The sequence below is a fragment of the Cupriavidus sp. 05T41 genome, from assembly GCF_056396525.1.
This window is the reverse complement of the sequence record NZ_JBFTLQ010000021.1, coordinates 1-25,882: the sequence shown is the minus strand read 5'-3', so window position 1 is coordinate 25,882 and position 25,882 is coordinate 1. Positions and strand designations below refer to the sequence as shown.

Below are 25,882 nucleotides of genomic sequence, written 5' to 3'. Positions count from 1 at the left end.
TTGACACGGTTGCTCTCCCCTGCCCCGCTCCCGCAGGCGGGAGCGCGGACAGGAAAAGCCTACTGATGCGCCGCCAGCGACAAGCCCAGCAGGCGTTGCTGCAGCGCATCGTCATCCGCCAGCGCCGCCATGCTGCCGGTGTGCACCACGCGGCCGTCGTCCATCACCGCCACCGTATCGCCCACCGACTTGGCCATGTGGAAGTTCTGCTCCACCAGCAGGATCGAGACGTCGGTCTGCTTGAGCTCGCGGAACACCGTGATCATGTTCTGGATGATGGCCGGCGCCAGGCCCTTGGTGGGCTCGTCGACGATCAGCAGCTTGCGCGGCTCGATGATCGCGCGCGCCACCGACAGCATCTGCTTCTGGCCGCCGGAGAGCACGCCGGCGCGCTGGTGCCAGAAGATCTTCAGCGCCGGAAACATGCGGAACACCCATTCCAGGCGTTGCGTGTCGATGGCGCCGCTGCGCGCGGCCAGGCGCATGTTTTCCGCCACGGTCAGTTCGGCGAACACGCTCATGTTTTCCGGCACGTAGGCAATGCCGGCCTGCGCCACGCGCGGGGTGCCCCGGCGCGTGATGTCGGCGCCGTCGAAATCGATGCGCCCCTCGCCGGCCTGCCACAGGTTCATGATGGTGCGCAGCGTGGTGGTCTTGCCGGCGCCGTTGCGTCCCAGCAGCATGGTCACGCCGCCGCGCGGCACCGCGAAGCTCACGCCGTGCAGGATGTGGTACGGGCCGATATGCGTGTGTACGCCATCCAGGCTCAGGATGGGAGATGCCGCCTGCTCAGCCATGGCTGCCCTCCTGCGCGGGTGCCATCTCGTCGCCCTGCGCGCCGGCGATGCCGAGATAGGCCTGCTGCACGATCGGCGAGGCGATCACCTCGGCAGGGTCGCCGTCGGCCATCAGGTTGCCGTTGTGCAGCACGATGATGCGGTCGGCCAGCGAACGCACCACGTCCATCTTGTGTTCCACCAGCAGCACGGTCTTGCTCCTGTCGCGCCGGATCTCCTGGATCAGGTCGAGGATCACCGGCACCTCGTCCACGCTCATGCCGGCGGTGGGTTCGTCGAACATGAAGATGCGCGGCTGCAATGCCAGCAGGATGCCCACTTCGAGCTTGCGCTGGTCGCCGTGCGGCAGCGAGGCCACCGGCACATGGCGCTTGTCGGCCATGGCCACGCGCTCCAGGCAGGACTCGGCCTCTGCACGCACGGCGCGGTTGCCGCTCCACACCGACCACAGGTCCAGCCCCACGCGCTGGCGCGCCTGTACCGCCAGCCGCACGTTCTCGAACACCGACAGGTTCGGGAACAGGCTGGTCAGCTGGAAGGCGCGGCCGATGCCGCGCCGTGCCTTGTGCGGCACCGGCAGGCGGGTCACGTCCTCGCCACCCAGCAGGATCTGGCCGGCGCTGGGCGGCAGTTGCCCGGAGATCAGGTTGAAGTACGTGGTCTTGCCCGCGCCATTGGGACCGACGATGCAGGTCAGCTCGCCGGGGCGGAATGCGCATGACACCGCATTCACGGCCACATGGCCGCCAAAGCGGATGGTGAGGTCGCGCGTCTCCAGCGCGGGCGGCCCTGCCGCCGCGCGCTGCAGCGCTGCCGAAGTGCCGGCGGAAATGGCGCCCACCGTCATCACCGCTTGTTGCGGACCGGCACGCTCATCTCCTCGGGCTTGATCTCGCGGACCAGCTCGGGCACGCCCCACGCGAACGCCGGATCGACCTTGATCTTGAAGTGATACATGGACTGCAGGGCCTGGTGGTCCTCCTTGCGGAAGGTCATCTTCCCCTTGGGCGTCTCGAACGACATTCCCTCCATCGCACCGATCAGCTTTTCCGTACCGGTGTCGCCGTTGGTCTTCTTGAGCGCCTCGACCAGCGCGATGCCGGCCGCCATGCCGCCTGCGGTGAAGAAGTCGGGCGGGGTCTTGAACTTGCTGTAGTGGTTGGAGACCAGCCACTCGTTGGCCTTGTTCTTGGGAATGCCGAAGTAGTAGTAGGTCGCGCCTTCCATGCCCGGGAAGTTCTTGTAGCTGGTCATGGCCGGCAGGATGTTGCCGCCGGTGGCGATCTCGATGCCGTAGCGCTTGGGATCGAGGTCGGCGATCTTGAACGGGTTGCCGGCACCGGCCCAGATGATGAAGATGACCTTGCGGCCCGGCTTGTCCTTGAGCGAGTCGAACAGGCGCTGCGCGCCGGCGGTGAAGTCCGTGGTGTTGGTGGGCAGGTATTCCTCGTGGACGATCTTGGCGTTCTTGAGCGCGCCCTTGAAGGCCTTCACGCCGTCGCGGCCGAAGGCGTAGTCCTGTGCCAGCGTGGCGATCTGCACGCCGGGCTTGTCCAGCGCCACCGCGTTGGAGATGGCGTCCTGCGAGGAATTGCGGCCGGTGCGGAAGATATAGCGGTTCCACTTCTCGCCGGTGATCGAATCCGCCACGGCGGGCTCGACCAGCAGGATCTTCTTGTACTCCTCGGCCACCGGCAGCATCGCCAGCGCCGTGCCCGAGGAGGTCGGGCCGACGGCGATGTCGGCGCGGTCGTCGCTATAGGCGGCGGCCAGCTGCGCCTTGGCCACGTCGGGCTTGCCCTGGGTGTCCTTCTCCAGCACCACCAGCTTGTTGCCATTGACCGCCATGGTGCCGTTGGTGGCGTACTCCAGGCCCATCATCAGCCCGGTCTGGGTCTGCTTGGCATAAGCTTCGAGCGCGCCGGTCTTGTCGTAGACGTGGGCGATGCGGATGTCCTTGGCCTGGACGCCGACGGCGGCCAGCAGGCCGGCCAGGGCGAGCGCGCCGGCGGCTTGGTGCTTGCGTTGCATTCCTGTCTCCTCTTTGGATGTTTCTTCTTGTTGCTGGTGCGGATCGGGCTGCCGACCGACGATCGGCGACGGTATTGCCTGACGTTACAGCTTGTTCTTCTGCTTCTTGCCTTGCGGTGCTTTCAGCTTGTTGCTTGCTGCTTGCTGCATTCCTGCGCGCGTGCCGCTCAGCACGGGGTCGTGGCACCGAGGAAGCGGCGCATGCCGGCCGCGGCCTCGGCGCTGGCGATCTGCGCCACGAAGGCCGCGCGCTCGCGCTCCAGGCCGTGCGCCAGCGCCTCCGGGTCCCAGCGCAGCAGCGCGCGCGTGTGCGCCACGCTGCCGGCGACCTTGTCCTTCAGTGCGGCCGCCAGCGACAGCGCGCAGGCCTCGGCCTGGCCACCAGGCGCCAGGTGCGTCGCGATGCCGAGCGCCGCGGCCTGGCTGGCGGTCAGCGTGGTGTTCTCGAGCTGGATCGCACGCGCCCGGGCGTGGCCGATCATCTGCGGCAGCATCGCCGTCCAGCCGCCGTCGGGACTGAAGCCCACCACGGTGTAGTACGGCGCGATGCGCGCGCCCTCGCCGAGCACCGTCATGTCGCAGGCCAGCGCCAGGCCCAGCGCGCCGCCGGTGAGCCAGCCCTCCACTGCCGCGATGACCGGGCAGCGCAACGCCGCCAGGCGCAGGATGCACGTATTGAGCAAACCCAGCAGGCGCTGGGCGTAGGCCTCGAGCGCCGTGCGCTGCGCCGCATGGGCGGCGAAGGCGGCCACGTCGCCGCCCGTGGAAAACGAGCGGCCGGCATGCCCCAGCACCACCGCGCGGACATCGGCATCGGCCTCCACGCGCTCAAGCGCGGCCAGCAATTGCTCCAGCAACTCCGGCACCAGGCTGTTGTGGCGGACGGCGCGGTTGAGCCGCACCACGGCCGTGCCGCCGACGCGCTCGACCAGCACCAGCGCGCTCATCGCGCCTCCAGGCCGTGGGAAATCATGTCGAAGGCGGTATCGACCACCTTGTCCATCGACGCCGGACGTTTCCACAGCGCGTAGCGCATGCCGAGGAAGTTGCTGATGCCGATCAGGCACCAGGCGCGCACCTCGGCATCGCCCGGCGAGATCTGGCCCTGCTCTTCGGCCTTGCCCAGGCGCCGGCTGTAGACGTCGGCGAAAACCTGGAAATAGCTGCTGTAGATGGTTTCGTCCACCGAATAGGAATCCAGCACGATGCGGTACAGGTTCTTGTGGCGCGAGACGAAGGAGAGAAAGGCCTTGAGGCCGAGCCGCTCGGCTTCGATCTGCGTCTGCGCCGGCCCGACGTGCTTGCGCAGGTGGGCGCGCACCAGTTCCAGCATGTGCTGCACTAGCGCCCGGAAGATGTCTTCCTTGTCCTTGAAGTAGAGGTAGAAGGTGCCCATCGCCACCTCGGCCTCCTGCGTGATCTCGGAGATCGACGCCACGTAGTAGCCCTTCTCCCCGAACACCTTCTCGGCGGCGCGCAGCAGCGCCTCGCGGGTCTTCTGGCCGCGCGCGGTCTTGGGCTGGCTTGCGCCGGATTCGGTCAGGGACATCAGAGCTCCGGGATCATGAAACATGATAGCTGATTCATGTTTCATGATATAAACGTGGCAATCCGAATGTCAATACATCGCTTTCCCGAAGCCAGAGCCTGCCACGGCCGCGGGTTCGAGACAAGCCAGCTCAACGACCGGGAACTCGCCCTTGGATGATTCGCGCACGGCGTTGCTCGCCCATCCTGCCGCATCGGCCCCGCCCGACTTCGACGTCCATCCGGCCCGCGGCGGCCTGCCGGGCTGGCGGGAGGCGGGCAACGGCCCGGCGCTGCTGCTGCTGCACGGCTGGTCGCTGTCGGGCGAAGCCTTCGACGGCCAGCGCGCGCTGGCGCAGGCGGGCCTGCGGGTGATCGCGCCGGACCACGCCGGACATGGCCTGTCTGCTGCGCTGCCGCAAGCAGCCCGGGCCACGGTGGCGCGGCTGGCGGCGGACGTGGCGGCGCTGGTCCGCCACCTGGGCCTGCGCGAGGTGACGGTGGCGGGATGGTCGATGGGTGCGATGGCGGCGTGGGAGTTGCTGCGCAGCCATGCCGCGCTGCCGCTGGCGGCGGTCGGCGCCATCGATATGACGCCGTGCCTGGTAACGGGCCCGGACTGGCAGCACGGCCTGCACGGGCGCTACGACACGACCCTGGCCGCGCAGATGGCCGCGCGCGTGCGGCAGGACTGGCCCGCGACGGCCGCTTTGGTGCGAGATGGACTGTGGGCAGCGGGCAGCCAGCCCGATCTGGCGCGGGCCACCTGGCTGGAGGCCGTCATGGGGCAATGCGCACCGCAAGCGCTGGCCTCATTGTGGGAGGACATGGCCCGCAGGGACTACCGGCAGACCCTGGCGCAGACCGGCGTGCCGCTGTTCCACCTGTATGGAGAGCGCAGCCGCCTCTATGCGCCGGCCGTCGGCCAGGCCACGCAGGCCCTGCAACCGGCCGCGCGGCTGGCCATCGTGCCGGGGACGGGCCATGCGCCGCATATGGAGCGGCCGGAAGCATTCAACACGGCCCTGCTGGCGATGCTGTCCGGCGCGGCCGCAGGCTGGCGCCCGTGACGATGCGCCGGCAGGACGCTCAGGCCAGCAGGCGGTAGGTCCACAGGCCAAGCACGGTCAGCGCCAGCGAGCCGCCGAGGTGCAGCAGCAGATGTACCACGGCCCAGCCATAGTCGCCGGCCATCAGGTTGGCCACGACCTCGCTGGAGAAGGTGGAGAAGGTGGTCAGTCCGCCGAGAAAACCGGTCACTGCCAGCAGCCGCCATTCGGCCGGCAGTCCGGCATGCGAATCGAAAAATCCCACGGCAAGGCCGATCAGGTAGCCGCCCACCAGGTTGGCGGCCAGCGTGCCGTAGGGCAGCGCGGGGTTGACCGCATTCCACATGACCGAGAACAGCCAGCGCAGCCACGCGCCCGCCGCGGCGCCGACACCCACCGCGACAAATCCGAGCGGGCCCATCAGTTCCCGGCTTCCTGATCTTGCCGCTGCGCGTCGGGCGCGCCGGTGGCCGCCTCCCCGCTGGCATTGAGCGAGCGAATGCCCCAGCGCTGCAATGCAGCCTCGTCGGTGACCCGCGCGTCGACCCAGCGCGCGCCCTCCGGGGTCTGCTCCTTCTTCCAGAACGGCGCCTCGGACTTGAGGTAGTCCATGATGAATTCGCAGGCGGCGAAGGCGTTGCCGCGGTGCGCCGAGGCCACCGCCACCAGCACGATCTGGTCCAGCGGCAGTAAGGGCCCGACCCGGTGCACGATGGTGACGCCGAGCAGCGCCCAGCGCTCCCGGGCCACCGCCTCGATGCGGGCCAGCGCCTTCTCGGTCATGCCCGGATAGTGCTCCAGCTCCATCGCGCTGACCGCAGCGCCGTCGCTGACATCGCGCACCGTGCCGATGAAGCTGGCCACCGCGCCCACGCCCGGCTGGTCCTGGCGCAATGCCGCCACCTCGGCGCCCAGGTCGAAATCCTCGCGCTGTACCTTGACGCTCATCTCAGCCTCCCGTGACCGGCGGAAAGAAGGCCACTTCGCAGCCTTCGGCCAGCACGCTGCCAGGACTCGCCACGTCGTGGTCAACCGCCATGCGCAGCGCACGGCCTTCCGCCAGCACCTCGGCCCAGGCGCCGCCGCGCTGGCCGAGCCATTGGCGCAACTCGCCCACGGTGGCCACCGTGGCTGGTACTTCGACACGTTCCTGCCCCAGGCCCAGTTGCTCGCGCACGCTGGCAAAGAAGCGCAGTTCGATCTTCATGGCAGCCGCTCTCCTCAACCCACCAGTCCATCGAAGGCGATGTACTGCACGGTGTCGCCGCGCGCGATCGACTGGCCCGGCGGGTTGTCGACCAGGCCGTCGCCCCACACGGTGGAGGTCAGCACGCCCGAACTCTGGTTGGCGAACATCTCCAGCCCGCCGGCCTGGTTGATGCGCACGCGCAGGAATTCGTTGCGGCGGTCGCCCTTGGGCAGGTCGAAATCCGCGCGCAGCAGCAGGCGGCGCGGCATCACGTCCTGCACGCCCTGCAAGCGCAGGATGAAGGGACGCACGAACAGCAGGAAGGTCACGAAGCTGGACACCGGGTTGCCCGGCAGGCCCAGGAAGTAGACCGGGGCCTGCCCGTCGCGCGCGACCTCGCCAAAGGCCAGCGGCTTGCCCGGCTTGATGGCGATCTGCCACAGGTTGAGGCGCCCTTCGGCTTCCACCGCCGGCTTGATATGGTCTTCCTCGCCCACCGAGACGCCGCCCGACGTGATGATCAGGTCATGCCCGGCTGCGGCGCGCCGCAGCGTGTCGCGCGTGGCGGCCAGGGTGTCGGGCACGATGCCGAAATCGCTGACCTCGCAGCCGAGTTTTTCCAGCAGGCCGCGCAGCGTGAAACGGTTGGAGTTATAGATGGCGCCCGGCTTGAGCGGCTCGCCGGGCATGGCGAGCTCGTCGCCGGTGAAGAAGACGGCGACCTTGACGCGCCGCACCACGTCGAGTTCGGCCTGCCCCACCGAGGCCGCCAGGCCCAGCGCCTGCGGCGTCAGCCGCGTGCCGGCCGGCAGGATCACGCTGCCCGAGCGGATATCCTCGCCGGCGCGGCGTATCCATTCGCCGGGTTGCGGCGCATGGTTGACGATCACCTCGTCGCCCTCCGCCACGCATTGCTCCTGCATGACCACGGCGTCGGCACCCGGCGGGATCAGGCCGCCGGTGAAGATGCGCGCGGCGGTTCCGGCAGCCAGCGCCGTGCCGACATGGCCCGCGGGAATGCGCTGCGCCACGCGCAGGCGCGCCCCGGGCGCCGCCACGTCGGCGCTGCGCACGGCGTAGCCGTCCATCGAGGTGTTGTCCGCCGGGGGCACGTCCAGCGAGCTCGCCACGGGCGTGGCCAGCACGCGGCCATTGGCGTCCAGCGTGGCGATACGCTCGGCTTGCGCGAGCGGCGTGGCGCCGGCCAGCAGGGCTTCGAGGGCCTGGGCCATGGTCAGCATGGGGGGACGGGCTTGCGCGGCGGCTTGGGTCATGACGAAAGCGGTTAGGTGGGACGGCAACCCCACGGTCGCCCATGGGAAACGGCCCGCGTACCGCCCCCGGTACATGCGGGGCGATGCGCGGGCCGTGCGGTTCAGCTCGGCAGATCCGATTGTAGCGAGTTGCCGCCGCCCCGGCCAACGGGCCGGCGGCGGCATGGTCTTTACAAGCCGGTATGGCCGGCGATGAAGGCCTTGATCTTGCCGGCGTCGGCCGGCATGACCTCGAAACGCTGGGGCAGCTTTTCGATGCCGTCGAAGCTGGCCGGCCGCTCCGGCTCGTGGCCGAGCGCCTCGCGGATGGTGTCGGCGAACTTGGCCGGCAGCGCGGTTTCCAGCACGACCATCGGCACGCCGGGGGTGAGGTGCTCGCGCGCGACCTTGACGCCGTCGGCGGTGTGCGTATCGATGGTGATGCCGTAGCGTCCGGACAGGTCGCGGATGGTGGCGACGCGGTCCTCGTGGGTGCTGCGGCCCGAGACGAAGCCGAAGGCGCGGATGCGGTCGAATTCCGGCGTGCCGGCCAGGTCGAAGCCGCCCCTGGTGTCCACATCGCGGAACATCTCGGCCAGCTTGCCGGCATCGCGGCCGAGCAGGTCGAACACGAAGCGCTCGAAGTTCGAGGCCTTCGAGATGTCCATGCTCGGGCTGGAGGTGTGATACGTCTCGGCCGACTTGCGCACGCGGTAGGTGCCGGTGCGGAAGAACTCGTCGAGCACGTCGTTCTCGTTGGTGGCCACCACCAGCTTGTCGATCGGCAGGCCCATCATGCGCGCGATATGGCCGGCGCAGACATTGCCGAAATTGCCCGATGGCACGCAGAAGGAGACCTTCTGGCCCGGGCCGTCGGTGGCCAGCAGCCAGCCCTTGAAGTAGTACACCACCTGGGCCACCACGCGCGCCCAGTTGATCGAGTTGACCGTGCCGATCTTCTGGCGGGCCTTGTAGTCCAGGTCGTTCGACACGGCCTTGACGATGTCCTGGCAATCGTCGAACACGCCTTCGACCGCCAGGTTGAAGATGTTCGGGTCCTGCAGGCTGAACATCTGCGCGGTCTGGAACGCGCTCATCTTGCGGTGCGGGCTGAGCATGAACACCCGGATGCCTTGCTTGCCGCGCATCGCGTACTCGGCGGCGCTGCCGGTATCGCCGGAGGTGGCGCCGAGGATGTTCAGCTCCTGCCCGGCACGCGCAAGCGCGTACTCGAACAGGTTGCCGAGCAGCTGCATGGCCATGTCCTTGAAGGCCAGCGTGGGGCCGTTGGACAGGCCCAGCAGCTGCAGGGGAGTACCGCCCTCCTCACCCAGCGTGCGCAGCGGGGTGATGTCCGCGGTGTTGTCGCCGGGGCGGGCATTGCAGTACACCTCGGCGGTGTAGGTCTTGCGCGTGAGTGCGCGCAGGTCCTCGGCCGGGATGTCGTCGCAGAACTTCGACAGGACTTCGAAGGCGAGATCGGCGTACGACAGCTTGCGCCAGGCTTCGAGCTCGTCGGTGGTGACCTGCGGGTATTCCTGCGGCAGGTACAGGCCGCCGTCCGGCGCCAGGCCGCCCAGCAGGATCTCGGAGAAGGTTTGCGGCATCTCGTGGCCGCGCGTCGACTGGTATTTCATCGCTCGCTCAGTTCAGTTCTTCCATGCGCAGGCGCGTGACCGCGGACAGCACGGTGGGGAGTGCCTCGATCTTGGCGATGGCGGCATTGACCTGCTTCTCGCGCGTGAGGTGCGACAGCATGATGATGTCGGTCTGCGGCTCGCCCTCGCGCGATTCCTTCTGCAGCATGGCATCGATGGAGATGCCGGCGTCGGCCAGGATGCGGGTGATGTCGGCCAGCACGCCGGTCTCGTCCGCCACGCGCATGCGCAGGTAGTACGAGCTGGTGACTTCCTCGATCGGCAGCACCGGCACGCTGGAGAGTTCGTCCGGCTGGAACGCCAGGTGCGGCACGCGGTGCTCGGGGTCGGCGGTGTGCAGGCGGGTCACGTCGACCAGGTCGGCGATCACGGCCGAAGCGGTCGGCTCGGCGCCGGCGCCCTTGCCGTAGTACAGCGTGGCGCCGACGGCGTCGCCCTGCACCAGCACGGCGTTCATGGCGCCTTCCACATTGGCGATCAGGCGCTTGGTCGGCACCAGGGTCGGGTGCACGCGCAGCTCGATGCCGTTTTCGCGGCGGCGCGTCAGGCCCAGCAGCTTGATGCGGTAGCCCAGCTCTTCGGCATAGCGGATATCCACGGCCGACAGCTTGGTGATGCCTTCCACATAGGCCTTGTCGAACTGCACCGGCATGCCGAAGGCGATCGAGCTCATCAGCGTGATCTTGTGGGCGGCGTCGATGCCTTCGATGTCGAAGGTGGGATCGGCCTCGGCATAGCCCAGCGCCTGGGCTTGCTTGAGCACGGTGTCGAAGTCCAGGCCCTTGTCGCGCATCTCCGACAGGATGAAGTTGGTGGTGCCGTTGATGATGCCGGCGATCCACTCGATGCGGTTGGCGGTCAGGCCTTCGCGCAGCGCCTTGATGATGGGGATGCCGCCGGCCACCGCGGCTTCGAAGGCCACGATCACGCCCTTCTTGCGCGCGGCCTCGAAGATCTCGTTGCCGTGCACGGCCAGCAGCGCCTTGTTGGCGGTGACCACGTGCTTGCCGTTCTCGATGGCCTTGAGCACCAGCTCGCGCGCGATGCCGTAGCCGCCGATCAGTTCGATGACGATGTCGATCTCGGGACGGGTGACGACCTGGTGCGCGTCGGCCACCACCTCGACCTGCCCACCGGTCAGCTCGCGGGCGCGTTCGGTGTTGAGGTCGGCGACCATGGCGATCTCGATGCCGCGTCCTGCGCGGCGGCGGATTTCTTCCTGGTTGCGCTGCAACACGTTGAACGTGCCGCTACCGACGGTACCGATGCCAAGCAGGCCTACTTTGATGGGATTCATGGACGATCTGACTCAGAGTTGCGGAAAAATGAATTGCGCCGCGCGCCGGCTCAGGCCGCGAGGCCGTGGCGCTTGCGGTATGCCTCCAGGAAGCGGCCTACGCGGCCGATGGCCTCGCGCAGGTCTTCCTCGTGCGGCAGGAAAACGATCCGGAAGTGGTCCGGCTTGTCCCAGTTGAAGCCCGTGCCCTGTACCAGCAGCACCTTGGATTCCTGCAGCAGTTCGTAGATGAACTCCTGGTCGTCCTGGATCGGATACATCGACAGGTCGAGCTTCGGGAACAGGTATAGCGCGGCCTTGGGCTTGACGCAGGTGACACCCGGGATCTGCGTGATCAGCTCGTGCGCCAGGTCGCGCTGGCGGCGCAGGCGGCCGCCTTCGGCCACCAGGTCGTTGATGCTCTGGTAGCCGCCCAGCGCGGTCTGGATGGCCCACTGGCCGGGCACGTTGGCGCACAGGCGCATCGAGGACAGCATGTTGAGCCCCTCGATATAGTCCAGCGCCGGACGCTTGTCGCCCGACACGATCATCCAGCCGGCACGGTAGCCGCAGGAGCGGTAGTTCTTGGACAGGCCGTTGAAGGTCACCGTCAGCACGTCGGTCGACAAGGCGGCGATCGACGTGTGGGTGTGCCCGTCGTAGAGTACCTTGTCGTAGATCTCGTCGGCGAAGATGATCAGGCCGTGCTCGCGCGCGATCGTCACGATGCTCTTGAGCAGTTCGTCCGAATACAGCGCCCCGGTGGGGTTGTTCGGGTTGATGACGACAATGGCCTTGGTATTGGGCGTGATCTTGGCGCGGATGTCGTCGAGGTCGGGCATCCACTCGTTGGCCTCGTCGCATACGTAGTGGACCGGGGTACCGCCCGAGAGGCTCACCGCGGCGGTCCACAGCGGATAATCCGGCGCCGGCACCAGCACTTCGTCGCCGCTGTTGAGCAGCGCGTTCATCGACATCACGATCAGCTCCGAGGCGCCGTTGCCCACGTAGATGTCGTCCAGCCCCACGCCTTCGATGTTCTTCTGCTGCGTGTAGTGCATGATCGCCTTGCGCGCGGCGAAGATGCCCTTGGAATCCGAATAGCCCGCCGAATTGGGCAGGTTGCGCATCATGTCCTGCTGGATCTCTTCCGGCGCGTCGAAACCGAACACGGCCAGGTTGCCGATGTTCAGCTTGATGATCTTGTGTCCTTCCTCTTCCATCTGCTTGGCCTTCTCCAGCACCGGGCCGCGGATGTCGTAGCAAACATTGTTGAGCTTGTTGGATTTCTGGATCGGTTTCACGGCGATGTCGGCAGGAGGCAAGGGCCGCCGGGTGAACGGCGGCTGGCTAGAGAATCTGGGTGGGAAGGAGCGGTCCGCGAGCGCCTGTCCGCTGCAATGCAACGCAAAACGTGGCAGGCAGGGAGGCAAAAGCTATAATTTATCGGATTATGACAGACTTCGGCAGGGATTCTTGCATTGCAGCGTATGCCGCCGGCAGCCGCCGCGCGCGGCGCGGCCTGCCCTGCCGGCCGGCCTGCAGTACCCGCCCGCTGCCACCGACACTGCCCTCAACCCGCCCCGCGCGGCCCGGCCCCGCCGCCGCGCCCGCGCCGGCGCCGCCCCGAAAGGTTTCCCCTTGAAACTCCACGCTGACCAGCCCAATGCCCTCAATACGGTGACCGCCTACGGGCCCGGCTATATCGAAATCAACATGGTGCGCTACACGGACTCCGTGCTGGTCATGCCCGAAGGCGAGGTCCGGCCATGGCCGGTACGGCACTTCGAAGACCTCGAGCCGGCCCATTTCGAGGGGCTGCTCGAGCACGCACCCGAAGTGGTGCTGCTCGGCACCGGCAGCCGCCTGCGCTTCCCGCACCCGCGCCTGACCGCCTCGCTGGCGCGCCGGCATGTAGGGGTCGACGCCATGGACCTGCAGGCCGCATGCCGTACCTACAACATCCTGATGGCGGAAGGCCGCAAGGTGGCGGCCGTGCTGCTGCTCGAAGACCCGGCCTGAGGCCGGCCCGGCGCCATGCGCCCGCCCAGGGACGAAACGACAAGTTACGCGGGCGCCACGCTTGAAGTTTGCCGGGCAGCCCCCATCTGCCGCCACCATGGTGGCAGCACTCATGCAGCCGCCCCCTTCCTGCCCCTCCCAGGAGCCATAAGAATGACAGTCAGTCTCGACCAGGCCGTATCCGACTTCAGCGCGCCCGCCACCGGCGGCGCTTTCCGCCTTGCCGGGCAGCGCGGCAAGACCGTGGTGCTGTATTTCTACCCCAAGGACAATACGCCGGGTTGCACCACCGAAGCCATGAACTTCCGCGACCAACACGACGACTTCGTCAAGGCCGGCGCGGCGGTGTACGGCATCTCGCGCGACAGCATGAAGTCGCACGACAACTTCAAGGCCAAGCTGGAGCTCCCCTTCGAGCTGATCTCGGACGGCGACGAAGCCGTCTGCAATCAGTTCGATGTCATCAAGATGAAAAAGATGTATGGCAAGGAAGTGCGCGGCATCGAGCGCAGCACCTTCATCATCGACGGCAAGGGCATCCTGCGCCACGCCATGCGCGGCATCAAGGTGCCCAACCATGTGGACGAGGTCCTGCAGATCGTGCGGGATCTCTGAGCGCAAACGCCCTTCGGGGCGGCGGCTGGATCGCCGCAGCAACACCTTGGCCCCCGGGTCCTGCCAGCGATTGCAAAACAGAAATCGTTCGGATACATTGATCCGTAATGAGTTCAGAATCCGGATGCCACGCTGTTTCATCGTCCCGGCCCAGGCGCCTCGAGCCCCGGGCCGGTAGCGGACCTGCCGTGTCTCCGGTCCGCAAGAAAGCCGTCAAACCTGCTGCACAGGTCTGGCGGCTTTTTTGTTTGTACGCACAGGACACGATCGGCAACTTCGCGGCCCAGCGCGGCCGCACTCGTGCCCTGCGCCGTTTTCCAGCCGTCTTCTCCCCCTGAAAGGAAAGCCAAGCATGCCGCTGCCGACCATGCCCGCCAAGCCTGCTCAATTGCTTGACCCGAGTGAATTCGCCCCGGTGACCAAGCTGCCCAAGGCCAGATCAGCGACACAGGCCAAGAAACCTGTGCCGGCGCTGGAGCGCGTGGCCTTGCTGGAAACCGGAAACAGCACGGCGCAAGACGCCTCGGGCGTCGAGACCCGCATCGGCGGCACCACGCGAGCGCGCAACAAGGACGCGCCGACGCCGCTGACGCCCGTGCCGACCCTGGCCTCGGTGCCGAAGACCCCGGCCAAGACCGCCGCCGGCACCACCAGCCGCCGCGCACCCAAACACACTGGCCCGGCCAAGCTGTTCGTGCTGGACACCAACGTGCTGATGCACGACCCGACCTCGCTGTTCCGCTTCGAAGAGCATGACGTCTATCTGCCGATGATGACGCTCGAGGAGCTGGACAACCACAAGAAGGGCATGAGCGAAGTCGCGCGCAACGCGCGCACCGTCAGCCGTACCCTCGACGCGCTGGTGGGGGGCACCGACGGCGTGCTCGACGACGGCATGCCGCTGGCCAAGCTCGGCAACCGCGATGCGCAGGGCAAGCTGTTCCTGCAGACCAAGCTCAACGAGATCAAGCTGCCCGACGGCCTGCCGCAAGGCAAGGCCGACAACCAGATCCTGGGCGTGGTCAGCGCGCTGCAGCAGCAGTTTCCGGACCGCCAGGTCGTGCTGGTGTCGAAAGACATCAATATGCGCATCAAGGCCCGCGCCCTGGGGCTGCCCGCCGAGGACTACTTCAACGACCAGGTCCTCGAGGACAAGGACCTGCTCTACTCGGGCGTGATGATCCTGCCCAACGACTTCTGGGCCAAGCACGGCAAGGGCGTGGAGAGCTGGCAGGATCCGAAGTCCGGCGCGATGTTCTATCGCCTGACCGGACCGCTGGTGCCCTCGTTCCTGGTCAACCAGTTCGTCTACCTGGAGCCCAGCGACGGCAGCCTGCCGCTGTACGCCCAGGTCAAGGAGATCAACGGCAAGACCGCGCTGCTGCAGACGCTCAAGGACTACACGCACCACAAGAACAATGTGTGGAGCGTGACCGCGCGCAACCGCGAGCAGAACTTCGCGCTCAACCTGCTGATGCATCCGGAGATCGACTTCGTCACGCTGCTGGGCCAGGCCGGCACCGGCAAGACCCTGCTGGCGCTGGCGGCGGGCCTGGAGCAGGTGCTGGACCAGAAGCTCTACAACGAGATCATCGTCACCCGCGCCACCGTGCCGGTCGGCGAGGATATCGGCTTCCTGCCCGGCACCGAGGAAGAGAAGATGCAGCCCTGGATGGGCGCATTCGACGATAACCTCGAGGTGCTGCAGAAGAGCGACGACAGCGCCGGCGAATGGGGCCGCGCCGCCACCCAGGAACTGATCCGTTCGCGCATCAAGGTCAAGAGCATGAACTTCATGCGCGGCCGTACCTTCGTCAACAAGTTCGTCATCATCGACGAGGCGCAGAACCTGACGCCGAAGCAGATGAAGACGCTGGTGACGCGTGCGGGCCCGGGCACCAAGATCATCTGCCTGGGCAATATCGCGCAGATCGATACGCCCTACCTCACCGAAGGATCGTCCGGGCTCACCTACGTCGTCGACCGCTTCAAGGGATGGAGCCATAGCGGCCACGTCACGCTGGCGCGCGGCGAGCGCTCGCGCCTGGCGGACCATGCCGCGGATGTCCTGTAGGCGTTGCACCAAGCCGGCAAGCCCGCTTCCCGTGTAGGACCGCGCCCGGCAGCATTGTCTGCCGGCGTGGCCTAGCATCAAGGTAACCGGAGCGCCCGCCAAGTTCGGCACCCTGCGTGCCGGCGCCTGGCGGGCGCTTTTTCATCTTGGCTCTGGATCGACGGAGGCACTTGAATGGATACCCAGCATCCTCGCCTGGCGCATGCCAGGAACAAGGTCAGGGCGCGGCTTGCCCTGGCCGGCGGCCTTGCCCTTGCGGCACTTTCCCTGCCATGCGGCTCCGCCCTCGCCGCGGACGAAATGGTGATCCGCACCATGGGGCCGGTCAGCTATGTGTGCGGCGGCATTGCCGCGGACGAGCAGCAGCAGCTCGCCGCGCAGCAGAAGAATTTCAATATGGGCGTGCTCTTCACCCAGGGCGAACGCGGCGAATTCCTGGCCGACGTGGCCGTGCGCATGATGCGCGAAGGCCACGAAGTTGCCAGCTTCACGGCGGCCGGGCCGAAGTGCCTGATCAAGGCCCCGCAAGGCAGCTACAATATCGAAGCGACTTATAAGGGTCAGGCCAAGTCGGTCAATGTGAGCACCGGCACGTACAACGCGCAGTTGCGCTGGTAAGCGGTGCCACCGGACGGCTGCTTTCGCGGCTGTTGCGCGGCTGTCTGCGCGGTGCTTGGCGCCCGGCCCGCAATCGATCAGAACAAGAATGCCAACGCGCCAGACAGGCCAGACAGCCAAGTCACCCGAACCCGGGCCCGTATCATTACCGGCGCGCGTTGCCTGCCGGGCCCGCCTGCCCTTGCTGTGCGCAGCCGCGCTTGTGCTGGCCGCCTGCGCCTCCGCGCCGCCGACCCGCAACGCCGGCCAGACCCGCCCTGGCGGCACCCCCATGGTGGACCCCAGCGCCGGGCTCGAGGAAGTCTCCATCCAGGCCATGTCCCTGGTCGGCACGCCCTACCGCTATGGCGGCAACACGCCCGACTCCGGCTTCGACTGCAGCGGCCTGGTGCGCTACGTGGTGCTGCGCGCCGCCAACGTCAGCCTGCCGCGCACCACCGAGGCAATGGGCGAGCGCGGCGTGGCGCTGGATCGCGGCCAGGTAGCCTCGGGCGACCTGGTGTTCTTCAACACCACCGGCCGCGCCAACTCGCACGTCGGCATCTACGTCGGCCAGAACCGCTTCGTGCACGCGCCGTCCACCGGCGGCACCGTGCGCCTGGAGGACATGGGCAAATCCTATTGGGCGTCGCGCTACAACGGCGCCCGGCGCGTGGCCAGCGCGGCCGTCCCGCCACCGATGCCCGCGCGGCCTCAGCCGCAATTGCCGACGCCGGAGGCTCCTGCCGCCCCGCCGGCCGGGGACGACGACCCCATCGCCGCCTTCGCCAATCGCTAGGTTCGGCGTGCCGGGCATCCCGCGCCCAACAAAAAACCAGGCATGACGCCTGGTTTTTTTGGGGCAGTGCCGACAGCGGGATGTCGCCTCAGAGCACGTGCAAGCCGATCCACCATGCAATCGCCGCCATGAAGGCAGACGCAGGAATGGTCAGCACCCAGGCCCAGACGATATTGCCGGCCACGCCCCAGCGCACGGCCGAAGCCTTCTGCACCGAACCTACGCCGACGATGGCGCCGGTGATGGTGTGGGTGGTGGAGACCGGCACGCCCAGCGCCGAAGCGATGAACAGCGTGATCGCCCCGCCGGTCTCGGCGCAGAAGCCGCCCACCGGCTTGAGCTTGGTGATCTTCTGGCCCATGGTGCGCACGATGCGCCAGCCACCGAACATGGTGCCCATGCCGATCGCCACGTAGCAACTGACGATGACCCACACCGGCGGTTCGCCGCCGCCCTGCGCCACATGGCCGCTGGCGATCAGCAGCATCCAGATGATGCCGATGGTTTTCTGCGCATCGTTGCCGCCGTGGCCCAGGCTATAGAGCGAGGCCGAGATCAGCTGCAGCCGGCGGAACCAGCGGTCCACGCGGGACGGCGGCGTGCGGAAGAAAGTCCAGGCCACGATCACCATCATCAGCGAACCGAGCACGAAGCCCAGCAGCGGGGAGATCACGATGAACGCAACGGTCTTCGCCAGGCCACCGCCCACCAGCGCGCTGGTGCCGCCCTTGGCCACCGCGGCGCCCACCAGCCCGCCGATCAGCGCGTGCGACGACGACGAGGGAATGCCGTAGTACCAGGTGATCAGGTTCCAGGCGATGGCGCCGACCAATGCGCCGAAGATGACGTGGTGGTCGACGATATGGACGTCGATGGTGCCCGTTCCCACCGTGGCCGCCACCTTGAGGTGGAAGATGAAGATGGCCACCACATTGCACATGGCGGCCATGGCCACGGCGTGGTGCGGCTTGAGCACGCCCGTCGATACCACCGTGGCGATCGAGTTGGCGGCATCGTGGAAGCCGTTCATGAAGTCGAACAGCAAGGCGAGGCCCACCAGCAAGGCGATCACCCACAAGCTCATTTGTATGGTCTGCATGCCGATTCGTGCCTCAGGCGTTTTCCAGGACGATGCCTTCGATGATGTTGGCGACGTCCTCGCACTTGTCGGTGATGGTTTCCAGTTGCTCGTAGATGGCCTTGAGCTTGATCAGCCGTTTCACGTCGGTCTCGTCGCGGAACAGCTTCGACATGGCCGAGCGCATCACGCGGTCCGCCTCGGACTCGAGCTGGTCGATCTGCTGCGCCGTCTTGAGGATGGCGCTGGCATTGCTCATGTCTTCGAGCAGCCCGACCGCGATCTTGACCTGGTCGCAGCACTGCACGCAGATCGAGGCCAGCTTGCGCGCTTCGTCGGTCAGGCTGGTCACGTCGTACAGCGAGATGGTCTCCGCCACGTCTTCCATCAGGTCGAGGATGTCGTCCATGGTGGTGATGAGCTTGTGGATCTCATCGCGGTCCAGCGGCGTGATGAAGGTCTTGTGCAGCAGGTCGATGGTGTCGTGCGTGATGCGGTCGGCCTTCTTTTCGGTGGCCTGGACGCGGCGCGCGTGTGCCTCGGCATTGGGCAGGTCGTTGACCAGCACTTCCAGCTCGCGGGCGGCGGTCACCGCGCAATCGGCATGCTGGTTGAAGTATTCGAAGAACTTGCCCTCCGTGGGCATGAATCGGCCGAACATGGGTTGTTCCTTGTCACGACGCGTTAGCGCCGCTGGTTGTTGCTGAGTGGGTTGCTGGATCAGCCAGTCGTGCATTGAATGACAGCCGCCTCGCGGCGGCTGTCATCAAAACGCAATATTTTACAGGCATGTGGGGCGAAGCCGCGCCTCTTTGATGTGCGGCGCCGGCGATCCGCCTTCCCGGCGGCGCCGGCTGCCCGGCAAGCCGCGCCGGGCCTGGGCTTCAGTTGTCGTTGTCGAAGAAGGCGGGGCCGCCGCTGAAGTTGTCGAACTTCGTGAACTGGCCCAGGAATGTCAGCCGCACGGTCCCGATCGGGCCGTTACGCTGCTTGCCGATGATGATTTCCGACGTGCCCTTGTCCTGCGAGTCCGGGTTGTAGACCTCGTCGCGGTAGATGAACAGGATCACGTCGGCATCCTGTTCGATAGCGCCGGATTCGCGCAAGTCGGACATCACCGGCCGCTTGTTGGGGCGCTGTTCCAGGCTTCGGTTCAACTGCGACAGCGCAATCACGGGGCAGTTGAGCTCCTTGGCCAGGCCCTTGAGCGAACGCGAGATTTCCGAGATCTCGGTGGCGCGGTTTTCACCGCCGCCCGAGCCCGACATCAGCTGCAGGTAGTCGATGATGATCAGGCCGAGCTGGCCGCACTGGCGCGCCAGCCGGCGTGACCGGGCGCGCAGCTCCATCGAGCTCAGCGCCGGGGTTTCGTCGATGAACAGCTGGGCATCGTTCATGCGCTGGATGGCATGCGTCAGGCGCGGCCAGTCTTCGTCGAGCAGGCGGCCGGTACGCAGGCGGTGCTGGTCCAGCCGGCCCACCGAGCCGAGCATACGCATGGCCAGCTGCGTGCCCGCCATTTCCATGGAGAACACCGCCACCGGCAGGCCCTGCTCCACCGCCACATGCTCGCCGATGTTCAGCGAGAACGCGGTCTTGCCCATCGAGGGCCGGCCCGCAACGATGATCAGGTCGCCGGCCTGCATGCCGCTGGTCATGCGGTCCAGGTCGATAAAGCCGGTCGGTACGCCGGTCACATCGGTGCTGGAATCCCGGTGGTACAGCTCGTCGATGCGCTCCACCACCTGGGTCAGCAGCGGCTGGATCTCCTGGAAGCCCTTCTGCCCGCGCGAGCCTTCCTCGGCGATGGCGAAGACCTTGGATTCGGCCTCATCGAGCAGTTCCCGCACTTCGCGCCCCTTGGGCGCGAACGCGGCGGTGGCGATGTCGTCGGCCACGGTGACCAGCTTGCGCAGCACAGAGCGCTCGCGCACGATCTCCGCATAGCGGCGGATATTGGCTGCGCTGGGCGTGTTCTGCGCCAGCGAATTCAGGTAGGCCAGTCCGCCCACCTCCTCCGCCTTGCCGGCTCCCTGCAACACCTCGTAGACGGTGATGACGTCGGCAGGCTTGGTAGCAGCGATCAGCCGGGAGATGCTCTGGAAGATCATCCGGTGATCGAAGCGATAGAAGTCCGCTTCGGACAGGAAATCGGCGATACGGTCCCAGGCGGCGTTGTCCAGCAACAGGCCACCGAGTACCGATTGCTCGGCCTCGATGGAGTGTGGTGGAACCTTGAGATTATCTAGTTGGGGGTCTGCGACGGGCGCGTTCATGGGGAGGGATTATAACGGTGGCCGGGCCCCCGTCGCAGGAGAAATCGCGGCTGTCAGCCATCGTCCGCGATGAAGTGACGGCGGGACGACCAGCCTGTCGCAATTAAGCCCAAAGCAAAAAAGGCAGGAGCGCTTGGCCCCTGCCTTTTTTGTTGTTGCCAGCAATCGATGCCCGCCGCCAGCCCCTGAGCGGGGCCCGCGGTGGCATCGAATCCGGTCTTAGACGTGCTCGCCCAGGACGGCGATGGTCACATCGACCAGCACGTCCGTGTGCAGCGAAACGCTGACCGGATGATCGCCAACGACCTTCAGCGGGCCGTTCGGCAGGCGCACTTGCGCCTTCTCGATCTTGAAGCCTTGGCCTTCCAGGGCTTCGGCGATGTCGGCGTTGGTGACCGAACCGAACAGGCGGCCGTCCACACCCGACTTCTGGGTGATCTGCACGGTCAGGCCGTTCAGCTTTTCGCCTTCGGCTTGCGCAGCGGCCAGCTTCTCGGCGGCGGCCTTTTCCAGCTCGGCGCGCTTGACTTCGAACTCGCTGATGGCGGTCTGGGTCGCACGGCGGGCCTTCTTGTTCGGGATCAGGAAGTTACGGGCGTAGCCGTCCTTCACGCGAACGATGTCACCCAGGTTGCCCAGGTTGATGACTTTTTCCAGCAGAATGATTTGCATCGTGTTTTCTCCTTGACGGACCTAGGGCCGATCAGTTCTTGTGCAGGTCGGTGTAGGGCATCAGCGCGAGGAAACGCGCGCGCTTGATGGCCGTATCGAGCTGACGCTGATAGTGAGCCTTGGTACCGGTCAGGCGGGCCGGCGTGATCTTGCCGTTGTCGCCGATGAAATCCTTCAGGGTGTCCAGATCCTTGTAGTCGATCTGTTCCACGCCAGCCACGGTGAAGCGGCAGAAGCGCTTGCGCTTGAACAGCGGGTTCTGCTGTTGGAAGCGCTTCTTGTTCTTGTTGTCACGTTTGACGAATGCCATGATTCAATCCTTTTCGAATGCTTTACATCCAGTGATGTGAAAGACGAGAGCCTTGCTGTTGCGGTGCTTGCGAGCGAGGAATCCTTCGCAGTCGAGCATCGCGCCGAGCGGGGTACGCTCGAGCCGTTGCCCAACCTGGCCGATTCCCATGGCGGCGATGGCAAATTCCACCTGCCTGGGCGTTTGCGCCTCGACGGTCTGGCCCGCGTACTGCAAGATGCAGTTGACGACGGGGACGCCTGCCGGGGTGTAGCGCAAGGCATCGCGTTCGGCGAGGGTTGCGCAGAGCCTTAACTGGTTCAACGCTGCCTCCCTTCCCGATGCCTGTACCCATGCCCGCCCGCGCCGCCGCGACGCCTCACGTACTCAGCGTCTGCGGCAACCGCAACGGTCCGCACTTACGCGGCCGGGGCTTCGCTGGTCTGTTGCGCGGCCTTGCGGGCTTCTTCGCGCTGCACTTCCTTCATCATCGGGGACGGTGCGGTTTCGGCCTTCTTGGTCTGAACGATGAGGTGGCGCAGCACCGCGTCGTTGAACTTGAACGCGTGTTCGAGTTCAGCCAGGGTTTCCTTGCCGCATTCGATGTTCAGGCAAACGTAGTGAGCCTTGGCCAGCTTCTGGATCATGTAGGCCATCTGACGGCGGCCCCAGTCTTCCACGCGGTGGATCTGGCCTTCCTGCGACGTGACCAGCGTCTTGTAACGCTCGATCATGGCCGGAACTTGTTCACTCTGGTCCGGATGGACGATAAATACGATTTCGTAATGACGCATTGACGCTCCTTTTGGATAAGCCACCCGGGCGCCATGTCCGGTGCGGCAAGGTTGGATAGCCTTAAAGTATAGCGCGCTTTCGCCTTACTCGGCAAGTCGCTTCAACTCCCCGCGAACAGCGCCTGCAGCGCGACCGGATCGGACGCCAGCGCGGGAGTCCCCGCCAGGGCAAACAGCAGGAGCACGCGTGCCTTATAAGGATTCAGGTTGCCGGCCGCAACGAAAACACCGGACGCCGGCCGCGGCGCCACCGGAATCGCCACATGACCCGCACCGGTGCGCGAACTGCGCACGACCGCCACGCCGGCCGCGGCCGCCTCGGCCAATGCCTCGGCCAGCGACTGGTGGATCGAGCCGTTGCCCGCGGCCGCCACGACAAGACCGTTCACGCCCGCCCCGACCAGCGCGTCGACGACCACCCGGCCCGGCTCCGCATAGCTGGCGAGAATCTCCACCTTGGGCCAGGCCTGCGGCATCGGCATGGCCGCGGCCGGCAACCGCGCCGGGGCGCGCGTGAAGCCCACGAAGTCATCCTGCACATAACCGACCGGCCCGCCCGCTGGCGAAGCGAAGGCGTTCACTGCCGACGTGTGCGCCTTCACAACGTCGCGCGCGGCGTGGATCTCCTGGTTGATGACCAGCAGCACGCCCTTCCCCACCGCCTGCGCGTGGCTGGCCACACGCACGGCGTCGAGCAGGTTCAGCGGCCCGTCGGCCGACAACGAGGTCGAAGGCCGCATGGCCGCGGTCAGCACGATGGGCAGCCCGACGGGACAAGCGAGGTGCAACACCATCGCCGTCTCTTCGAGCGTGTCGGTGCCGTGCGTCACGACAATGCCGGCAACGTCGGGTTGCGCGGACCAGAAGCGGATGCGCTCGACCAGCCTCGACCAGAGCGCGAACGACATGTCCTTGCTATCTACCTGGGCGACCTGCTCGGCCTCGATGCGGGCCACACTGCCGAGCGCCGGCACCGCGCCAAGCAAGGACGCCACCGGCACCGTGGCCGCCTGGTATTTGGCGCTACTGGCCGGATTGGAGGAGGAACCTGCGATGGTGCCGCCGGTGGCGAGCACGACGACGCGACGCAATAGGGACATGGCGGGGGACGTGTTGGAATCCGGATTCAAAAGACACGAAATCAGCGATTTGCGTGCCGCGGATTGTAACTCGCTTACCGCCCCACACTTGCGACCAGCACAACCCGCCTGGCGTGCGACAAAGCGCCTGTCGATGAGCAGCCTCCCAAAATTCCGCTTGCACTTCACTCGATACTGTATAAAATCACAGCATACTGTTTAAACATACAGTGCTTTCACATACGGCGACCATGGCGACCCTGACACCGCGACAGCAGCAGATTTTCGACCTGATTCGCAGCACCCTCCAGCACACCGGCTTCCCGCCCACCCGTGCCGAGATCGCCGCCAAGTTCGGCTTCTCCTCGCCCAACGCCGCAGAAGAACATCTGCGCGCCCTGGCACGAAAAGGCGTGATCGAACTCACGCCTGGCGCGTCGCGCGGCATTCGCCTCAAGGTATGGCGCAGCGACTCGGAACTGCCCGACCAGTTCTCCCTCCCCATGGCCGGCGTGATGCAACTGACGCTGCCGCTGGTCGGGCGTGTCGCCGCAGGTAGCCCAATCCTTGCGGCCGAGCATATCGACCGCCAGTATCAGGTCGATGCCTCGGTATTCGAAGTCCAGCCCGACTACCTCCTTCGCGTCCGCGGCCTGAGCATGCGCGACGCCGGCATCCTCGACGGCGACCTACTCGCCGTCAAACGCGCCAGCGAAGCCGCCAACGGCAAGATCGTCGTAGCCCGCCTCGGCGACGACGTCACTGTCAAACGCCTCAACCGACGGGGCGACACCATCGAACTGATCGCAGAGAACCCCGACTTCGCCAGCATCATCGTTGAGCCCGGCCGCGAAGAGTTCTCGCTCGAAGGCATTGCCGTCGGCCTGATTCGTACCGGCGCCTTCTGACGATTCAACAAGTGCGGCTGGAGCGGGCCTGCCCCGCATCAAGCTGCACCCGTTTGTGCCAACGCCACCCGCGCCGCGGGTGCCGCCAACTGTTGTTGCAAATTACCAGGTGTAGCCATGCTGCCAGCCAACCGCTTCTCCGCCCGCCGCCCCGTCAAGCCCGTCCCGTTCCGCCAGTCCAAGGGCGTGCGTATCTATCAGGGCGCGCAACGCCGCACCATGGTCGGCAGCATGGCAGCCATCTGCCGCATGCTCGAACTGGAAGATCTCCCCAAGCTCTCCGCGTGAAATCGCGTTGCGTATCCCTCGATTCAACGGCGCCCTGGCATCACGAAAAAATTTGAGCGAAGTACTAGCCATCCGCGAATGAAGTTTGTATAATCTTGTTTTTCGTCGATCAGCACTCAGCTGAAAGACTACGACGGTGGCTGTAGCTCAGTTGGTAGAGTCCAGGATTGTGATTCCTGTCGTCGTGGGTTCGAGTCCCATCAGCCACCCCAGAATTGCATTGCAAAAACAGCGAGCTGCGAAGCTCGCTGTTTTTGTTTGTGGGTCTGTTATTTGTCTCAGGCCCGATCGCAAGCCGATTCCGGCGCCCTCTCCCCTCCCCATTTCGTCTACGCACTCGCGTTATTTGCCTGGCTCAACGAGGCAATAGCGGTATTCTGACGACGCCGTATGCTCCATGCGCGCGGCAAATGCGCGACGTATCTGCTTTCTCGCTACCCACCCGGGAGATCTGGATATGGCTGGCTCGAGCCTGCTTCTGCTGATCGACGACATCACTACCATGCTTGACGACGTGGCGGCCTTGAGCAAATTGGCCGCCAAGAAGACCGCGGGCGTGCTCGGCGACGATCTCGCCCTCAATGCCCAGCAGGTCAGCGGTGTCAACGCTGAACGCGAGTTGCCGGTGGTTTGGGCTGTTGCGAAGGGATCCCTGCGCAACAAGGCCATCTTGGTACCATCCGCGCTGGCCATCAGTGCCGTCATCCCGTGGGCGATCGTGCCGCTGCTGATGGCCGGCGGCGCCTTCCTCTGCTACGAGGGTTTCGAAAAGATTGCGCACGGCTTCATGCATCAGGACGGGCAGGAGACAGCAGCAAGCCCGGCGCCGGAGACGGCGGACCCCACCGCTCTCGAAAGGTCGAAGATCCGCGGCGCAGTGCGTACGGATTTCATCTTGTCGGCTGAAATCATCGTCATTTCCCTCGGCACCGTTTCGAGCGCCGCGTTCGGGACGCAGGTTGCCGTGTTGACGGCGATTGCCCTGATCATGACGGTAGGTGTCTATGGCCTGGTGGCCGGCATCGTCAAACTGGACGACGCCGGACTCTATCTGCACCAGCGCTCATCGGCCGCGGCGCGCGCTGCGGGCCGCGGCATCCTGCGCATGGCGCCCTGGCTGATGCGGGCGCTCTCGGTGGCGGGTACCGTGGCGATGTTCCTGGTTGGCGGCGGGATCCTGGTCCACGGATTCCCCGGCGCGCATCATTTGACGGATCTCGTGACCGGCGTTCTGGCGGATGTACCAAGCGTGGGAAGCAGCCTGGAAATGCTCGGACCGCTGCTGCTCAACGCGGTAGCCGGCATGCTGGCCGGTGCGCTGGTCACTGCCACGGTTGCCGTGGCCAGGTTCGGGATGCGGATGTTTCGGCCCTCCTCCGACTGATCACTCCGAGCCGCGGACCGGTCGCTGCGGATCGGTCACTACGAATCGGCCGCCCAAAAAGCAAAACCCCCCAGTACGTGCGTACTGAGGGGTTTCAAGGGAGAGCCTGGCGATTACCTACTTTCACACGGGTAATCCGCACTATCATCGGCGTGGAGTCGTTTCACGGTCCTGTTCGGGATGGGAAGGGGTGGTTCCAACTCGCTATGGTCACCAGGCATAAACGG

General features: G+C 66.1%; 29 protein-coding genes, 1 tRNA gene and 1 rRNA gene. 10 read left to right on the top strand and 21 right to left on the bottom strand.

Features of this window, described 5'->3' with window-relative positions; genetic code table 11:
- Nucleotides 1-59: 59 nt before the first annotated feature.
- The 5 genes from AC1DKV_RS14650 to AC1DKV_RS14630 form a co-directional block, all read right to left on the bottom strand.
- Nucleotides 60-797, bottom strand: coding sequence for an ABC transporter ATP-binding protein (locus AC1DKV_RS14650; RefSeq protein ID WP_441613356.1), 738 nt, complete (start codon nt 795-797; stop codon nt 60-62).
- Nucleotides 790-1,629, bottom strand: a complete 840-nt coding sequence (locus AC1DKV_RS14645; RefSeq protein ID WP_441613569.1) for an ABC transporter ATP-binding protein — start codon at nt 1,627-1,629, stop codon at nt 790-792. Before AC1DKV_RS14645 ends, AC1DKV_RS14650 begins: the two co-directional genes overlap by 8 nt.
- 14 nt (nt 1,630-1,643) lie before the next feature.
- Nucleotides 1,644-2,828 carry a substrate-binding domain-containing protein gene (locus AC1DKV_RS14640; RefSeq protein ID WP_441613355.1) on the bottom strand — a complete coding sequence of 395 codons (1,185 nt, stop codon included), beginning with the start codon at nt 2,826-2,828 and terminating at the stop codon, nt 1,644-1,646.
- Between the two features lie 167 nt (nt 2,829-2,995).
- On the bottom strand, nt 2,996-3,775 hold the full coding sequence (locus AC1DKV_RS14635) for an enoyl-CoA hydratase/isomerase family protein (protein ID WP_441613353.1): 780 nt from the start codon (nt 3,773-3,775) through the stop codon (nt 2,996-2,998).
- Nucleotides 3,772-4,377 carry a TetR/AcrR family transcriptional regulator gene (locus AC1DKV_RS14630; protein ID WP_441613352.1) on the bottom strand — a complete coding sequence of 202 codons (606 nt, stop codon included), beginning with the start codon at nt 4,375-4,377 and terminating at the stop codon, nt 3,772-3,774. The genes AC1DKV_RS14635 and AC1DKV_RS14630 overlap by 4 nt, the downstream gene beginning before the upstream one ends.
- A 151-nt stretch (nt 4,378-4,528) precedes the next feature.
- Between AC1DKV_RS14630 and AC1DKV_RS14625 the strand changes: the two genes are divergently transcribed.
- Nucleotides 4,529-5,425: an alpha/beta fold hydrolase gene (locus AC1DKV_RS14625; RefSeq protein WP_441613351.1), complete on the top strand. Its 897-nt coding sequence runs from the start codon at nt 4,529-4,531 to the stop codon at nt 5,423-5,425.
- Between the two features lie 19 nt (nt 5,426-5,444).
- On the opposite strand, the gene crcB is transcribed toward AC1DKV_RS14625, so the two are convergent.
- From crcB to AC1DKV_RS14590, 7 genes are all read right to left on the bottom strand, one after another.
- Nucleotides 5,445-5,825 (bottom strand): fluoride efflux transporter CrcB, encoded by a 381-nt coding sequence (crcB, locus tag AC1DKV_RS14620; RefSeq protein WP_441613350.1) that lies wholly within the window; start codon nt 5,823-5,825, stop codon nt 5,445-5,447.
- Nucleotides 5,825-6,352 (bottom strand): molybdopterin synthase catalytic subunit MoaE, encoded by a 528-nt coding sequence (gene moaE / locus AC1DKV_RS14615; RefSeq protein WP_441613349.1) that lies wholly within the window; start codon nt 6,350-6,352, stop codon nt 5,825-5,827. Before moaE ends, crcB begins: the two co-directional genes overlap by 1 nt.
- A gap of 1 nt (nt 6,353) precedes the next feature.
- Entirely contained in the window at nt 6,354-6,611 is a 258-nt protein-coding gene (gene moaD, locus AC1DKV_RS14610; protein ID WP_441613348.1) for a molybdopterin converting factor subunit 1, read from the bottom strand.
- A gap of 14 nt (nt 6,612-6,625) precedes the next feature.
- Nucleotides 6,626-7,867, bottom strand: coding sequence for a molybdopterin molybdotransferase MoeA (locus tag AC1DKV_RS14605; RefSeq protein WP_441613347.1), 1,242 nt, complete (start codon nt 7,865-7,867; stop codon nt 6,626-6,628).
- A 170-nt stretch (nt 7,868-8,037) separates the two neighbouring features.
- The gene (thrC, locus tag AC1DKV_RS14600; RefSeq protein WP_441613346.1) at nt 8,038-9,483 is read right to left on the bottom strand and encodes a threonine synthase; all 1,446 of its coding nucleotides are present in this window, start codon (nt 9,481-9,483) and stop codon (nt 8,038-8,040) included.
- A 7-nt stretch (nt 9,484-9,490) separates the two neighbouring features.
- Nucleotides 9,491-10,801 carry a homoserine dehydrogenase gene (locus AC1DKV_RS14595; RefSeq protein ID WP_441613345.1) on the bottom strand — a complete coding sequence of 437 codons (1,311 nt, stop codon included), beginning with the start codon at nt 10,799-10,801 and terminating at the stop codon, nt 9,491-9,493.
- Between the two features lie 50 nt (nt 10,802-10,851).
- Nucleotides 10,852-12,084: a pyridoxal phosphate-dependent aminotransferase gene (locus AC1DKV_RS14590; RefSeq protein WP_441613344.1), complete on the bottom strand. Its 1,233-nt coding sequence runs from the start codon at nt 12,082-12,084 to the stop codon at nt 10,852-10,854.
- Nucleotides 12,085-12,421: 337 nt separating this feature from the next.
- On the opposite strand from AC1DKV_RS14590, the gene AC1DKV_RS14585 reads away from it, so the two are divergent.
- The 5 genes from AC1DKV_RS14585 to AC1DKV_RS14565 all read left to right on the top strand — a co-directional run bounded on the left by AC1DKV_RS14585 (nt 12,422) and on the right by AC1DKV_RS14565 (nt 16,887).
- Nucleotides 12,422-12,802 carry an Mth938-like domain-containing protein gene (locus tag AC1DKV_RS14585; protein ID WP_441613343.1) on the top strand — a complete coding sequence of 127 codons (381 nt, stop codon included), beginning with the start codon at nt 12,422-12,424 and terminating at the stop codon, nt 12,800-12,802.
- Between the two features lie 153 nt (nt 12,803-12,955).
- Nucleotides 12,956-13,417 carry a peroxiredoxin gene (locus AC1DKV_RS14580; RefSeq protein ID WP_441613342.1) on the top strand — a complete coding sequence of 154 codons (462 nt, stop codon included), beginning with the start codon at nt 12,956-12,958 and terminating at the stop codon, nt 13,415-13,417.
- 352 nt (nt 13,418-13,769) lie between these two features.
- Complete coding sequence (locus tag AC1DKV_RS14575; protein WP_441643512.1) at nt 13,770-15,491, top strand: PhoH family protein; 1,722 nt, start codon at nt 13,770-13,772, stop codon at nt 15,489-15,491.
- A 174-nt stretch (nt 15,492-15,665) separates the two neighbouring features.
- Nucleotides 15,666-16,109 carry a hypothetical protein gene (locus tag AC1DKV_RS14570; protein ID WP_441613340.1) on the top strand — a complete coding sequence of 148 codons (444 nt, stop codon included), beginning with the start codon at nt 15,666-15,668 and terminating at the stop codon, nt 16,107-16,109.
- Nucleotides 16,110-16,197: 88 nt separating this feature from the next.
- Entirely contained in the window at nt 16,198-16,887 is a 690-nt protein-coding gene (locus tag AC1DKV_RS14565) for a C40 family peptidase (RefSeq protein ID WP_441613339.1), read from the top strand.
- Nucleotides 16,888-16,975: 88 nt separating this feature from the next.
- Here the strand turns inward: AC1DKV_RS14565 and AC1DKV_RS14560 are convergent, their stop codons facing one another.
- The 8 genes from AC1DKV_RS14560 to AC1DKV_RS14525 form a co-directional block, all read right to left on the bottom strand.
- Nucleotides 16,976-17,986, bottom strand: coding sequence for an inorganic phosphate transporter (locus tag AC1DKV_RS14560; RefSeq protein WP_441613338.1), 1,011 nt, complete (start codon nt 17,984-17,986; stop codon nt 16,976-16,978).
- A gap of 13 nt (nt 17,987-17,999) precedes the next feature.
- Entirely contained in the window at nt 18,000-18,626 is a 627-nt protein-coding gene (locus AC1DKV_RS14555; protein WP_441613336.1) for a DUF47 domain-containing protein, read from the bottom strand.
- A 223-nt stretch (nt 18,627-18,849) separates the two neighbouring features.
- Nucleotides 18,850-20,241 carry a replicative DNA helicase gene (locus AC1DKV_RS14550; protein WP_441613335.1) on the bottom strand — a complete coding sequence of 464 codons (1,392 nt, stop codon included), beginning with the start codon at nt 20,239-20,241 and terminating at the stop codon, nt 18,850-18,852.
- Nucleotides 20,242-20,460: 219 nt separating this feature from the next.
- On the bottom strand, nt 20,461-20,913 hold the full coding sequence (rplI, locus tag AC1DKV_RS14545) for a 50S ribosomal protein L9 (protein ID WP_441613334.1): 453 nt from the start codon (nt 20,911-20,913) through the stop codon (nt 20,461-20,463).
- Nucleotides 20,914-20,944: 31 nt separating this feature from the next.
- Entirely contained in the window at nt 20,945-21,223 is a 279-nt protein-coding gene (gene rpsR / locus AC1DKV_RS14540; protein ID WP_006163606.1) for a 30S ribosomal protein S18, read from the bottom strand.
- 3 nt (nt 21,224-21,226) lie between these two features.
- Complete coding sequence (gene priB, locus AC1DKV_RS14535) at nt 21,227-21,526, bottom strand: primosomal replication protein N (RefSeq protein ID WP_441613333.1); 300 nt, start codon at nt 21,524-21,526, stop codon at nt 21,227-21,229.
- 95 nt (nt 21,527-21,621) lie between these two features.
- Nucleotides 21,622-21,996, bottom strand: a complete 375-nt coding sequence (gene rpsF, locus AC1DKV_RS14530; protein WP_441613332.1) for a 30S ribosomal protein S6 — start codon at nt 21,994-21,996, stop codon at nt 21,622-21,624.
- Between the two features lie 101 nt (nt 21,997-22,097).
- Nucleotides 22,098-23,096, bottom strand: coding sequence for an asparaginase (locus AC1DKV_RS14525; protein ID WP_441613331.1), 999 nt, complete (start codon nt 23,094-23,096; stop codon nt 22,098-22,100).
- A 230-nt stretch (nt 23,097-23,326) separates the two neighbouring features.
- Between AC1DKV_RS14525 and lexA the strand changes: the two genes are divergently transcribed.
- From lexA to AC1DKV_RS14505, 4 genes are all read left to right on the top strand, one after another.
- Nucleotides 23,327-23,983: a transcriptional repressor LexA gene (lexA, locus tag AC1DKV_RS14520; protein ID WP_441613330.1), complete on the top strand. Its 657-nt coding sequence runs from the start codon at nt 23,327-23,329 to the stop codon at nt 23,981-23,983.
- Nucleotides 23,984-24,100: 117 nt separating this feature from the next.
- Nucleotides 24,101-24,271 (top strand): hypothetical protein, encoded by a 171-nt coding sequence (locus AC1DKV_RS14515; RefSeq protein WP_441613328.1) that lies wholly within the window; start codon nt 24,101-24,103, stop codon nt 24,269-24,271.
- A gap of 136 nt (nt 24,272-24,407) precedes the next feature.
- Nucleotides 24,408-24,483, top strand: a tRNA-His gene (locus AC1DKV_RS14510).
- Between the two features lie 245 nt (nt 24,484-24,728).
- A complete protein-coding gene (locus AC1DKV_RS14505; RefSeq protein ID WP_441613327.1) occupies nt 24,729-25,655 on the top strand; it encodes a DUF808 domain-containing protein in 927 nt (308 codons plus the stop codon).
- 104 nt (nt 25,656-25,759) lie between these two features.
- Here AC1DKV_RS14505 and rrf read toward each other — a convergent pair.
- Nucleotides 25,760-25,873, bottom strand: a 5S ribosomal RNA gene (rrf, locus tag AC1DKV_RS14500).
- Nucleotides 25,874-25,882 lie beyond the last annotated feature (9 nt).